Consider the following 13,247-nt stretch of genomic DNA (forward strand, 5'->3'; position numbering starts at 1 on the left):
ATAAATATGGAAACAAGATTTTTAACATAAAAAACAATAAAAATGATAGGAATAGCATAAATAAAAAATAAATATATGTAAACATAACGATCTTCCTTTTAATATCTTCATTGTTTTGATTTAATTTCTCAAATAACCACGGAACATAGGCCTTATTAAAAGAATCTGCTATTAGTGCTAGTGCCATTCCTAACTGCAATCCAACCATATAAATTCCAACTTTTTCTAATCCAAGCAAGTTATTTATTATAAATCTATCTGTTAAAGTCATAAGCATACCACCAATCGTGTGAGGAATAATTGGAACACCAAATTTTAAAGCATGTTTTATATAATAAAAATTTATTTTTTTTACTGTATAATGCTTATATAAAATAAAAAAAGCCATAATTCCAAAAAATAAGACTGATAAAATTTGTGCCAATAGTCTACCTTTCCAACCCAAAAGTAAGATTATTACAAATAAAATTGTTAGTAAAGCATTAAACAAAGACTGACCAATTTGTATCTTTGCGTATTTAAAAGCAAGTAATTTGGCTTGATATATTACTAATAAACAATTTATAACAAATTGAAAAAAGCTAACAAGAACAACAGTCCATATCCAAGAAGTAGGAATTCCTGTGAGATTTGAGATATAATTAGCTAATAGATTATATAATAAAAATGTAAAAGAAGAGCTTATGAAAAGAATAATTAAGCTATTCCATATATACTCTTTATGGTCATTTATTTTTTCATCAAAATATGCTCTATTGATCGCACCATAAACACTTAATCCCGTAAAAACAGATGTTATAGATAAAAGTAATGCATACATGCTCACAATTCCATATTCTTCTGGGGATAAATATCTTGTCAGCAAAGGAAGCAATAAAAATGGAATAGCAGCGTTAATTATAGAAGAAAGTGTGTATATTCCAGATGCTTTAAAAAGAGATGAGTTTAAGATTTTATAAATTAATTGGATCATTTTAAAAATTTTTCTTTTAGTATTATTTCAGCAAGTTTAAAGTCTAATTCTTCATCTATATCTATAGAACTTTTTTTATCCATTATATAAGCATATATATTTTTCTTTAAAAAGAATGTATTCTCTTCTATAAGCTTTTTGGTTTTACAAATATATATAGCTCCATTTAATCTATAAAATTTAGGTAAATCTTGACTTCTTTTATGCTTTATATCTTCTGATATAAAATTTTCCATACTTAAACTTTCTGGTAATATATTGCACCATAGAGGAGAATGATCAACTTCTGTTACAGAAATTATAGCATCTGCATTTAATTTTATAAGCTGTTCGATAGCTTCATCTATATGGTTAGACGTTCTTAGCGGAGAAGTTGGTTGTAATAAAACTATAAAATCATATTTTTTATCAATATTTTCTATAATATGTTTTACAACATCTACTGTTTTAGCAGTGTCGGAGGCTAATTCTATAGGTCTTTTTATAGTCTTTATTTTATAGTTCTCTACAACTTTAATAATATCATCACTATCTGTAGATAATATAATTTCGTCGAGATATTTACTTTGCATAGCACTTTCAACTGTCCACAATAACATTGGTTTGCCTGATAATAGTAAAATATTTTTATTTGGTAACCTCTTACTTCCTCCTCTCGCAGGGATTATGGCTAAAAACGTTTTCCCGTTATACATAATTACACGCCTTCAAGTATTTTTAATGTTTTTTTATATTCATCCCATTGCCCAGTATCAAGATAATCGCTTTCATTGATAGGATATGCCAAAACTTTATGATTATTTTCTATAAGCATATGAATCAAATTTGGCATATCTAAATATTTTTTTTCAGGAATATAAGCAAGAATACTCTTATTGATTAAGTAAACTCCCGTATTAATCTGAAAAGTCATCTCTGGTTTTTCATTTATTTTCCTTACAAAATTATTTTCTCCTGTCTCTACAACTCCATAAGGAACTTTGTAATGTTTGATAGATGTAATAGTTGTAAAATCCGCTTTTGTTCCCATATGAGTTTTTAAAACATCTAAATAGTTAATTTTAAGTAAGATATCACAATTTGATACAAAAAAATTTTCACTATCAATATCTTTGAGAAGAGATAATGCTCCAGCGGTTCCATAAAAATTATCTTCCCATAAAAATTCAATCGAATAATCTTTATCAATAGCATTAAAGTAAGATTCTATGAGCTTACCTTTGTAATTAAGTATCAGAATAAATTTATAGTACCCCAAATTTTTTAAAGCTATCTATAATATGCTCAACTATTGTTTTATCTTTAACTGGCAACAATGGTTTTGGTAATACCTTTGTAAAAGAATCTAATCTTGTTCCTTTGCCACCAGCCATTATTACCACAGAAATGTCAATTTTTCCCTTGGGTTCATAGTATTCAAATTTATCTTCAAATAAATCTATCCAAACAATATAATCGACTACTCTCTTTTGATTATCTATAACAGGTAAAATTTCTACTTTATTTTCTAACATTATTTGTTTTGCCTTTTCTTTTGAATCATCAGAATATATAAACTTTGGATTTTTATTGTATATATTTTCAATATTTCCTTCTATTGTTCCTGTGTTTAATATATATCTTCTAATATCTCCATCAGTAATTGTTCCTAAGAGATGATTATTTTTATCTACAACTATTAAAACTTTTTCTCCAATTTCGTTAAATTTTTTCAGTGCTTCTTTTATTGTTGAATTTGGAGAAATGAAAAGGTTTTTCACGAAACTAATCCTCAATTTCAAAATTTATTTCATAAAACTTTTTAATTATGCTTATTTTGCTATGCTTTAAGATATTTTTTATCTTTCTTGCACTATTTCCATCCCCATATGGATTACTAATGTTTTTTATAGTTTCTCTAAATTTTTTATCAAATATTATATCCAAAGCTCTTTTTATATCTTCCTCAGTTCCTTTACAATCAATTATGCTTTTAGCTCTTATCCTGCCTTTCTGTCTATCCCCTATATTTATTGTTGGAACTTTTAAGGATGGAGCTTCTATTATTCCGCTTGAAGAATTTCCGACAACCGCATCTACATATTGCATAATTGATAAATAATTTAATTGTCCTAATGAAGTAAATAATATTGCTTTATGGTTATTTTCTTTAACAAACTCTTCTATTAATTTAATGATTTTCCTTCCTTCTGTATCAGCATTTGGTTTTGTAAATATAAATAAAGTATCTTCCATTTCTCTTAAAACATTTAATAGTGCTTTAAATTCTTTCTCGGATTCATCTTTTTTTAATGTTACAGGATGATAAGTTATTAATAAGTTCTTAGATTTAAATTTAATATCAAGCTTACTTTCTATCTCATCCTTATTTAATAGTTTCATTTTTTTTATATTATCAATACCTAATGCACCCACATTAAACACTCTCTCAGGTTCTTCACCTAACTGTATAACACGCTTTCTATATTCTTCTGTAGATGTGAAATGTAAATAAGATAATTTTGTTATAGAATGTCTAAATGCATCATCTATTGCACCTTCTGTTATTTCTCCACCATATAAATGTGCTATTGGTATTCTATTTACAAAACTTGCTATTGCAAAAGCAAGTGCTTCAAATCTATCTCCAAGAACAACTGTAATATCTGGTTTTAGTCTATTCAAAGCATCTGTATATCCTATCATTCCTAATCCCATCGATTTTACTATTCCTGATGGAGTATCTGAGCTCAGTAGCATTTCAACTTTCTCATCTATATTAAAACCATCCTTTTCTATCTGTTGGTATGTTAAACCAAACTCTGGGCTTAGATGCATACATGAGGCAACAATTTGCAGTTCTAAATCTGGATCTGACTTTATCTCGTCCATTAATGGTTTTAATAATCCATATTCCGCTCTTGTTCCAGTAAAAATACATACTTTTCTTTTTCCCATTAATTAATCCTTAAAGCTCTATTAATTCATCTTCTTTATAGTCTTTTAATGCAACTTTACCTAAAACTTCATACCATCTCATGGGAGATATTCCATTTCCCGGTCTTTTAACAGTGATATTATCTTCAGTAAAAATCTCACCTTTTTTAATTTCTCTTTTTGCAACAATACTTTTTCTTGCAATATCCTTATTCTTTAGTTCTGATTTGGATGGTTTTTTTATTCCATTACCCAACGATTTTTCAATATTTCTAATTGCATCTATCATTGCTTTAAGTTCATGAGGTTCTAAGCTTGCTTTATGATCTGGTCCTTCCATATTTTTATCAAGAGTAAAATGTTTTTCTATAACGCTTGCACCTAATGCGACTGCCGCTATAGGTACCTCAATTCCAAGTGTATGGTCTGAATATCCAACTTTCACCTTAAGTGCTTCTTTTATAGTAAGCATAGCTAAAAGATTAACATCCTCATATGGAGTAGGATATTCTGTGTTGCAGTGTAGTATAGTTATATCTTCTTTTTTTGTTCCACAAGAAGTTAAAATATCCAAAGCATCTTCTATTTCTCCTAAATCAGCCATACCAGTGGATAAAATAACCTTTTTTCCAAGCTTTCCTATCTTTTCTAAATAAGGTAGGTTTGTAATCTCACCACTTGGGATTTTAAAGATTTCAAGCCCCAGATCGTCTAGAAAGTCTATACTTTCAAAATCAAAAGGAGTTGATAAAAACATAATATTTAATTTATCACAATATTCTTTTAAAACTATAAAATCGTCAAAAGATAACTCTAGCTTTTTTACCATCTCCAGTTGAGAGTCAATTTCCCCAGTGGTTTGTTTTTGATATTCTGCTTTTGGAGCATATTTAGAAATAACTTTTTCAGCCTTGAATGTTTGAAATTTAATGGCATCAGCTCCACACTCTTTCGCTACTTCAATCATTTTTTTTGCAATTTCAATGCTTCCATTATGATTAACACCTGCTTCAGATATTATAAAGGTTTTATTTTCCATAGATTACCTCATTTAAAATAGAAATATTAGATATATCTTTTACATTTATAAATTTTATTCCCAATTTCTCACAAACTGAATCAGTGTAAACATCATCGCCAATGTAAACCATTTCGTTTCCCTCTATTTTAAAGTATTCTAATGCCTTGATAAACATTAATAAATCTGGTTTTCTTTTATTTCCGTAATCATCAGATATAAGGATTAGATCAAATAAATTATCTATATTAAGTGCTTTTAATTTTGATGTTTGGCTTTCCACTCTTCCATTGGTTATTAGACAAAATTTAAGCTTACTTTTTAAAACAAAATCTATGATTTCTTTTCCTATATTAGATAGTTGAAGGATTGGTGGTTTATAATTCCTATACAGCGGTAAGATCGTAGTTTTAACATAGAATTCCCATTCTGACCTTTCTATCTTTAATAATTGAAGACAAATATCAAAAATCCTATCTCTATCATTTTTTTTAAATTTATCTATTAATAACTTTAATAGCATATTTTTATCAATACCAAAATCATTTTCTATTTTCTCAGCAACTACCATAAACGCACCTTTTTCAAATTCTATTTGCTCATAGAGGGTATTATCTAAATCAGTTCCTATAACTTTTATCATGATTATCCTCTATCCAATAAAAAGCATTATCGTATCTTGACATTACTGTATTAATAACAGTCCTATTATAGTTTTTAATTGGCAGTACTTTTTCTTTATTAATTCTTTTTTTTATATGTTCAATAAAATTTGCCCCAGCATAATATGATAATGGGTATCCCCCGCCAAATCTTGGATTAATTTCTGTAAGATATAATTTGTTCCCCTTTCTCATAATTTGTATATTGATAACCCAATCAAACTCTATCATATCTGTGATTTTTTTTATCAAATCTGTAATTTCATCATCATTGATAATGATAGCTTGTTCTACTTCTCCAGCTCGCACTTTTAATCTTTTCCTTTGGCTTAATTCTATAAGATTCCCATCATATAAAAATGCATCAACAGTTACTTCGAAATCAAAATCTATATATTCTTGAACAATATAGTTTTTAGTATCAATTTCAAAAGCTTCTACCAAAGACTTAACTTTGTTTTTTTCGTTTTTCAATTTAAAAATGCCTATTGATGATGATCCAAATCTTGGCTTCAACAGCAAGCTATTAGAATTTATAACGTTTTTTGTACTGCTAAGATAGTCCTCCACTAAATAAGTTATGGGCACATTAATTTTGCTACTGAAAAAATCAAATGTTTTGAGCTTATCCATTGCTATATCCACTGAACTAAAAGGTGAAATCATTATTTCAATCCCATAAGTTTTAAATTTTTCTTTTGCCAAAGAATATTTAATTAATTCATGATCGATTAGTGGCACAATCAAGCAAGCATTTTCCTTTAATCCTATTTCTAATAAAATATTTAAGTAACTTTCATCTATCACCTTTGGTGCTATATACTTTTTATCTACAATTTTTAGACAAGGTGCAATATGATTATATTCATAACCAACAATTTGAAATTCTCTAATAGCATCTTTTATTATCTGTATCAATTCAACCCTTCTCCCACAGGAAGTAAATATTAAACTTTTCATAACACAACCCCACTTGGAATATTAACCAATCTTTCTTCAATTTTATATACATTCTCTAAATTATAGCTAAAACAATCTTTATAAATAGGTAGTTTATTCATTAATACCCAGGCTGGTCTACACAATACACCATTTTCATGAGAAAATTCTAAAAATTCATCTCTTTCTTCTCTATCTCTTAAAAAGATAGCATTTAACCAATAATTTGATGTTGCATATTCTGGCTCAGTAAAGAATTCCACACCCAACCAATCTAAAAACTCTTTATACTTCATAGCTAAATCTCTTTTTATTTTAACAAATTTTTCTAAATTTTCAAGTTGTGCTAAAAGTAAAGATGCATTTAAATTAGGCATCCTATAATTATAACCAATTTCATCATGATAATACTCCCACTTATGTTGTACCTTTGCCGTAGTCGTTAAGTGCTTAGCTTTTTTTGCCAATTCTTCATCAGATGTCAAAATAACCCCACCACCACCTGAGGTTACAATTTTATTTCCGTTGAAACTTATTATTCCAAGTTTTCCAAACGTTCCTGTATGTTTGCCCTTGTAAAAGCTTCCAAGAGACTCTGCTGCATCTTCCACGACTGGAATGTTATATCTATTTGCTATCTCTATAATTTTATCAATTTTACAAGGATGACCAAAGGTATGCATTGGAACTATAGCTGTTATTTTTCTGTTTGTTAATTTATTATAAACTCCATCATCCTTAACGAGACAACTTTCAGCTAAAAAACTTTCTAAACTTTTAGGACTCATTCCAAGTGTATCATTATCAACATCTACAAATGTTGGATAGGCTCCACAGTATGAGATTGCATTACATGTTGCAACAAACGTCAGCGGCTGAGTAATTACTTCCGTGTTTGGTTTCACTCCAGAAAGCAGAAGTGCTATATGTAATGCAGATGTACCATTTACTGTTGCTATTGCGTACTTTGAGCCAGTAAAATCCGCCATAAATTTTTCTACTTTGTTTACATATTCCCCAATACTTGACACATATGAAGATTTGATCGTATCTAATACATATTTTTCTTCATTTCCAACAAAAATTGGCTCATGTAATGGAACTATATCTTTTTTGTAAAGCCCTTTAATAAAATCTATAATTTTTCTATATTTATCTTTATACATTGTAAACCCACGGTTTATATATTCTTAAATTTTCTTCATTTTTGAACCACTCTATGGTTAATTCAAGACCTCTGTCTATATCAGTTTCAGGAATCCATCCAGTTAGTTCCTTTAATTTCTCATTTGAACCAAGGAGTCTTTCAACTTCACTATTCTGCGGACGAATTCTTACATCTTCACTTACAATTTTAGCATTTGGATTGATTTTGTTAATTAATTTTTTTGCAAGGTCTTGAATGGATATTTCAGATTGAGTAGCAATATTTACCTCTTTACCTATTGCACTATCGCACTCAGCAAGTCTAACAAAGCCTTCTACAGTATCTTTTACATATACTAAATCTCTGGTTGGATGTAATGAACCAAGCTTAATTTCCTCATAACCAGAAAGCAATTGAGTAATAATTGTTGGAATAACAGCTCTTGCAGATTGCCTTGGTCCATAGGTATTAAAAGGTCTAACTATAACTACTGGTAAATCAAAACTTCTGTAAAAACTCTCAGCTAAATAATCAGCAGCAATTTTTGTAGCAGAGTAAGGCGATTGTCCCTGTTTTGGATGGTCTTCTGTAATCGGAACAAATTTGGCAGTTCCGTATACTTCAGAAGTTGATGTAATTAAAACTTTTTCTATCGAATAATCCATACAAGCTTGTAATATATTTAAAGTTCCATTTATGTTTGTTTCAACATAACTTTCTGGTGAGATATAGCTGTAAGGAATGCTAATTAAGGCCGCTAAGTGAAAAACTACGTCTACACTTTTAACAGCTTTTCTTACAGAATCTGAATTCCTAATATCGCCAGTAAAAATTTCTATTTTATCAAGAACTTTTTTATCAAAGCTATCGAGCCACCCCCACTTATTTAGAGAATTATATTTGACAAAAGCTACTACTTCACATCCCTCTTCTAAAAGTCTTTCTACAAGATGACTTCCAATAAACCCACCAGATCCTGTAACTAAAACTCTCTTGTTTTTCAATTCCATTTAAAATTAAAACCTCCATTAGTTAATAATCTCTTGCTTATATTTTTACCATAAATAATAAGTTTTTTCTCAAAATAATTCCAAGAAATTAAGGAAACTACTACAGTAAGAATAGATACTAAAACAATAAAAGTAGAGGTTGATTTATTCTTAGGTCTTTCAAGAAATAAACAGCATAATCGTGTATTATAGGATGTAAGAGATAGACTCCGTAAGTAGCTATACCTAACTGATAAAAAGAAACTCTTATAAATTTAGGAATAAAATTAAAATATTCAAACTTGTAAAAAGCAATAACAAGTAATATAGAAGCTAAAATAAATACTAATCTATTATAGCCTGTGACAATGTTTTATTTGATCTCCATGAACCGGATGTTTTACAAATATTGAAAGAGAAAGTAAAAAGAATAAAATAACGATAAATGGATTAAATTTTTTATCTTTTAAATTAAAAAATATTGCAATACCTGACATGTAAAGAAATAGATTATTCATCGGATTTATGTACTCCACTCATTGACTTGCTAAACTTTTTGATAGATCTAAATAAAAAAAAAGCGAAATAACCAGTAATAAAAAATGATAGTAAAACTAACATATTTCCTACAATTAAGAATTTTCTATAAAAATAAATAAAAAAAGGTGTTAAAAAATAATAAACCATTTCATTCCCTATTGACCATGCTCCAGTGTTTATATATTCCATTGGTACCATAAAACCGAATAAAGTTGTAAGGTTTAACAATAAATTTTAAGAGAAGGAACTTCTTTTCTTTCCAGAATATAAAGTAAAATTACAGCAAATATACAAAGCCACAACAACGGCCATATTCTAAATATTCTTCTTATATAAAAAGCTATCGATGATTTTAAATCGTTTATAAAATGAGAGTAGGCAACAGCTATACTTAATCCAGATAGAATAAAAAAGATCGAAACAGCATAAATCCCTAACCGTCCAAGTAGTGTAGAGGCACCTGGATGATATAAATTCCAAGACGTTAAATGATAAATCATAACAGATAGAGCCATTATGCCTCTAAGGTAATCTAATGATTCTATTCGGTCTGTCCCTATATTATTTATATATTCCCTATATTATTCATATATTATAATAATTATTATTATAAACGTCGAGAGAGAAATTCAATAAAAGTATGAGATTCTTCGCTTCGCTCAGAATGACAAAAAGGGTTATCCTTTCTCTGATGCTTACCATTCAGCCTTTCTCAGTCATCCTGAGGCTGTAAGCCGAAGGATCTCTTTTTTAAATTCTATAAAAACCACTAATTTCTCACCCAAGGTATATATTATTATAATTATTATTATAATTTTTTTCTCCTAATTTTTATAAAAATATTACTGATATTCCTCATAAGTCTTTAAAATACCTTCCTCTAAACTTGTTTTTGCTTTCCAACCAAGCTGATTTATTTTACTAACATCTAAAAGCTTTCTTGGAGTTCCATCTGGCTTAGTCAAATCATGCATTATCTCACCTTTAAATCCTACAATATCCTTAATCAAGATAGCAAGGTCTTTAATCTTAATATCCTTTCCAGTTCCAACGTTTACAAAGTAGTCTTTACACAACTTAGCCATATCTGGAGCATCTATATTTTCCATCAAGTACACACAAGCATCAGCAAGGTCATCAACATATAAAAATTCACGATAAACTTCACCAGACCCCCAAATGGTTAGCGAAACCTTAGAGGTAATAGATACTATACCAAGTTTGGATAAAACTTTTAGAATACTATCATTATCATTAAAATCAACCTCTTTATCTAAACCAAAACCTATTGGATATTTTCTAAAATCTTTTTTTATTCCTTCAATGTCTCCTTGTTCTAATAACTTAGCTAAATGAAATTTCCTTATTAAAGCTGGTAGCACATGAGATGTTTCAAGGTTAAAATTGTCATTTGGACCATACAAATTTGTAGGCATAATAGAAATAAAGTTAGTCCCATACTGCTGATTGTAATATCTAACAAGTTTTATAGCAGAGATTTTGGCAATGGCATAAGCTTCGTTGGTTGGTTCTAAACTTCCTGTTAGCAAATACTCTTCTTTCATAGGCTGTGGAGCATATTTTGGATAAATACATGAAGAGCCTAAATTTAAAAGCTTTTTTACTCTGTATTTATATGCTGATTGGATAACATTTAGAGCTATTGCTAAATTATCATAAATAAATTCAGCTGGGTAGGTGTTGTTTGCGAATATTCCACCAACTTTTGCGGCAGCAAGAAATACATAGTCTGGTTTCTCTTTTTCAAAAAATCTTTCAACCTCTCCCTGTCTTCTTAAATCAACCTCTGATTTATCCTTAGTTATTATATTTGTATAGCCTTTTTCTTTTAATTTTCTAACAATAGCAGAGCCAACTAATCCCTTATGTCCAGCTACAAATATCCTCGCTTCTTTTTCCATGTAAAGCATCCTCATATTTTTTAAATATAAAACTATTTTTCAGCTATTACGTCGGGTAAGAAATTCAATAAAAGTAGGAGATTCTTCGCTTCGCTCAGAATGACACTTTTCGGTAGTTCTTTGTCATCCTGAGGACTTTAGTCTGAAGGATCTCCTTATCTAAATTTTGTTAAAATCCTTAATTTCTTACCCCAAGGTATTTTTAAATATAATACTATCTTTCACGTAATTTTTCATAGAAAGAGTATTCATGATTAGTCCAACCATAACCAAGCTCTTTGGAAATTTTTATCCCTTCTCCTTTTGGCTTTATTCCATTTTGAAGAAGGTCATAGTCTACCATTATTTTAACTAAATGCTCAAATTTTACTACCGGCTCCCAGCCTAGTTTTTGCTTAGCTTTTGTTATATCTGCTTGTAAAAATTCAACCTCTGTTGGTCTAAAATACCTTGGGTCTATTTCAACCACAATATCTCCCGGTTTAACATAATCGGCATGATTTGATACAACAGATTTAACAATACCTTTTTCTTCTATACCTTCCCCTCTCCATTCAAGCTCTATCCCTGCATAACTAAATGCAAAATTTACAAATTCTTTAACTGTATGACTTTCTCCCGTTCCAACTACATAATCATCTGGATTGTCTTGTTGAAGCATTAACCACATCATTTTTACATATTCAGGAGCATAACCCCAGTCTCTTTTTGCATAAAGGTTCCCAAGGTAAAGAATTTTTTGCTTACCGGCTATAATGTTAGCTAAAGCTCTTGTTATCTTTCTGGTAACGAATGTTTCTCCTCTTCTTGGGCTTTCATGGTTAAACAAAATACCATTACAAGCAAAAAGGTTATAAGCTTCTCTATAATTTACTGTCATCCAGTAAGCATAAACTTTTGCAGCTGCATAAGGACTTCTTGGATAAAAGATTGTATTTTCATTTTGTGGTGGGGAAGCTGCTCCAAACATCTCCGAGGAAGAGGCTTGATAGAATTTTGCCTTTACTCCACTTCTTCTAATGGCTTCAAGGAGTCTTGTTGTTCCAAGTCCTGTGATATCTCCTGTGTATTCAGGCATATCAAATGACACTTTAACGTGAGATTGAGCTCCAAGATGGTAAATTTCATCTGGTTTTATTTTCCAAATTATTTCAGTAAGGACTCCAGGGTCAGAAAGGTCGCCATAATGTAAAAATAACCTTGCGTTTGGGTCGTGAGGGTCAACATAGATATGGTCTATTCTTTGTGTGTTAAAGGTTGAACTTCTTCTGATAATACCATGAATTTCATAACCTTTTGACAATAAAAATTCAGCTAAATAAGACCCATCTTGTCCAGTTATGCCAGTAATAAGCGCGATTTTTTTCATACTAAATACATCCTCCATAATATTGTCATATAAAATCATTTAGTACTTTTCTGCAGAGATATATTTTATTAAAGTCAAAATAAAAGTTTACAGTGATTGAATCAAACTTTTCCGCTATTATTATAATATAAGCATTATCAAAATCAAGATTAAACTTTTGCTTTATTAATACCAATTGCTTCATATCCTTTAATGACAATCTGGCAACGGATATTTCAGATTTGAATAATTATTCTAAAAAATCGTCAAACACAGATTCTTTTTTAAGTTTAAACAAGATTACTCCGAAGAGTATAACGAAAACTCAGATATAAAAAGAAGTTTACTGTCAATCTTTTCAAAGAAAATTTTACATTCTTTTGATCTTTCCTGTTCAAGTAATAGTTCTAACCAAATGTTAGTGTCTATCAAATACATCTTCTGCCATCATTCTAAGGCTTTATGCTGTAATTCAACAGAAGTATATTTATCTTTAAATTCAGATAGCCCGCCTGCCCATGAAAGAGTTGGTTTTTTCTTTTCTGTTTCCTCTCTTTTTCTTTTTTCTAACAAAAACAATGCAAAGTCTTCAACTTCTTTTATTAAATCTTCTGGTAATTCTTTTATAATATCCTCTAATTTTTTAGCTTCTCGCATGATTTTTTATCTCTAATATTAAGGTTATTAACCAGCCTTAAATAACTCTCCTAACACCTTCCATACACATCATTAAATCTTACAATATCATCCTCTTCCACATACTCACCAACTTGTACTTCTATTAGCTCTAACG

The 13,247-nt window shown here is 29.5% G+C and carries 16 protein-coding genes and 1 pseudogene; all 17 read right to left on the minus strand.

Going from position 1 to position 13,247, the window contains the following annotated elements; all coding sequences use genetic code 11:
* Nucleotides 1-973 (minus strand): oligosaccharide flippase family protein (locus tag SULYE_RS01455; RefSeq protein WP_007545793.1); only part of this gene is annotated, 973 nt, incomplete at its 3' end.
* The gene (locus SULYE_RS01460) at nucleotides 970-1,668 is read right to left on the minus strand and encodes an acylneuraminate cytidylyltransferase family protein (protein ID WP_007545794.1); all 699 of its coding nucleotides are present in this window, start codon (nucleotides 1,666-1,668) and stop codon (nucleotides 970-972) included. The genes SULYE_RS01455 and SULYE_RS01460, both read right to left, overlap by 4 nt.
* 2 nt (nucleotides 1,669-1,670) lie before the next feature.
* Complete coding sequence (locus SULYE_RS08635; protein ID WP_007545795.1) at nucleotides 1,671-2,231, minus strand: sugar phosphate nucleotidyltransferase; 561 nt, start codon at nucleotides 2,229-2,231, stop codon at nucleotides 1,671-1,673.
* Nucleotides 2,218-2,733: a CBS domain-containing protein gene (locus SULYE_RS08640; protein WP_007545796.1), complete on the minus strand. Its 516-nt coding sequence runs from the start codon at nucleotides 2,731-2,733 to the stop codon at nucleotides 2,218-2,220. The genes SULYE_RS08635 and SULYE_RS08640 overlap by 14 nt, the downstream gene beginning before the upstream one ends.
* Before the next feature lie 4 nt (nucleotides 2,734-2,737).
* On the minus strand, nucleotides 2,738-3,910 hold the full coding sequence (gene neuC / locus SULYE_RS01470) for a UDP-N-acetylglucosamine 2-epimerase (protein WP_007545797.1): 1,173 nt from the start codon (nucleotides 3,908-3,910) through the stop codon (nucleotides 2,738-2,740).
* A 10-nt stretch (nucleotides 3,911-3,920) separates the two neighbouring features.
* Nucleotides 3,921-4,928 carry an N-acetylneuraminate synthase gene (neuB, locus tag SULYE_RS01475; RefSeq protein WP_007545798.1) on the minus strand — a complete coding sequence of 336 codons (1,008 nt, stop codon included), beginning with the start codon at nucleotides 4,926-4,928 and terminating at the stop codon, nucleotides 3,921-3,923.
* On the minus strand, nucleotides 4,918-5,550 hold the full coding sequence (locus SULYE_RS01480) for an HAD family hydrolase (protein ID WP_007545800.1): 633 nt from the start codon (nucleotides 5,548-5,550) through the stop codon (nucleotides 4,918-4,920). Before SULYE_RS01480 ends, neuB begins: the two co-directional genes overlap by 11 nt.
* Complete coding sequence (locus tag SULYE_RS01485; RefSeq protein WP_007545801.1) at nucleotides 5,528-6,529, minus strand: ATP-grasp domain-containing protein; 1,002 nt, start codon at nucleotides 6,527-6,529, stop codon at nucleotides 5,528-5,530. Before SULYE_RS01485 ends, SULYE_RS01480 begins: the two co-directional genes overlap by 23 nt.
* Entirely contained in the window at nucleotides 6,526-7,674 is a 1,149-nt protein-coding gene (locus SULYE_RS01490; RefSeq protein ID WP_007545803.1) for a LegC family aminotransferase, read from the minus strand. Before SULYE_RS01490 ends, SULYE_RS01485 begins: the two co-directional genes overlap by 4 nt.
* Nucleotides 7,667-8,665, minus strand: coding sequence for an NAD-dependent 4,6-dehydratase LegB (locus tag SULYE_RS01495; RefSeq protein WP_007545805.1), 999 nt, complete (start codon nucleotides 8,663-8,665; stop codon nucleotides 7,667-7,669). Before SULYE_RS01495 ends, SULYE_RS01490 begins: the two co-directional genes overlap by 8 nt.
* Nucleotides 8,666-8,997: 332 nt before the next feature.
* On the minus strand, nucleotides 8,998-9,162 hold the full coding sequence (locus tag SULYE_RS08155; protein WP_007545807.1) for a hypothetical protein: 165 nt from the start codon (nucleotides 9,160-9,162) through the stop codon (nucleotides 8,998-9,000).
* A gap of 243 nt (nucleotides 9,163-9,405) precedes the next feature.
* Complete coding sequence (locus SULYE_RS08780; RefSeq protein WP_408054947.1) at nucleotides 9,406-9,753, minus strand: acyltransferase family protein; 348 nt, start codon at nucleotides 9,751-9,753, stop codon at nucleotides 9,406-9,408.
* 273 nt (nucleotides 9,754-10,026) lie between these two features.
* Nucleotides 10,027-11,106, minus strand: coding sequence for a GDP-L-fucose synthase family protein (locus tag SULYE_RS01505; RefSeq protein WP_007545809.1), 1,080 nt, complete (start codon nucleotides 11,104-11,106; stop codon nucleotides 10,027-10,029).
* Between the two features lie 214 nt (nucleotides 11,107-11,320).
* Nucleotides 11,321-12,475 carry a GDP-mannose 4,6-dehydratase gene (gene gmd / locus SULYE_RS01510; RefSeq protein ID WP_007545811.1) on the minus strand — a complete coding sequence of 385 codons (1,155 nt, stop codon included), beginning with the start codon at nucleotides 12,473-12,475 and terminating at the stop codon, nucleotides 11,321-11,323.
* A gap of 25 nt (nucleotides 12,476-12,500) precedes the next feature.
* Entirely contained in the window at nucleotides 12,501-12,659 is a 159-nt protein-coding gene (locus SULYE_RS08160; RefSeq protein WP_198001788.1) for a hypothetical protein, read from the minus strand.
* A gap of 242 nt (nucleotides 12,660-12,901) precedes the next feature.
* On the minus strand, nucleotides 12,902-13,111 hold the full coding sequence (locus SULYE_RS01520; protein ID WP_007545816.1) for a DUF2281 domain-containing protein: 210 nt from the start codon (nucleotides 13,109-13,111) through the stop codon (nucleotides 12,902-12,904).
* A gap of 50 nt (nucleotides 13,112-13,161) precedes the next feature.
* A pseudogene (locus tag SULYE_RS07995) lies at nucleotides 13,162-13,247 on the minus strand (mannose-6-phosphate isomerase); the annotation flags it as partial.

Source organism: Sulfurihydrogenibium yellowstonense SS-5 (genome assembly GCF_000173615.1).
Lineage (GTDB): Bacteria > Aquificota > Aquificia > Aquificales > Hydrogenothermaceae > Sulfurihydrogenibium > Sulfurihydrogenibium yellowstonense.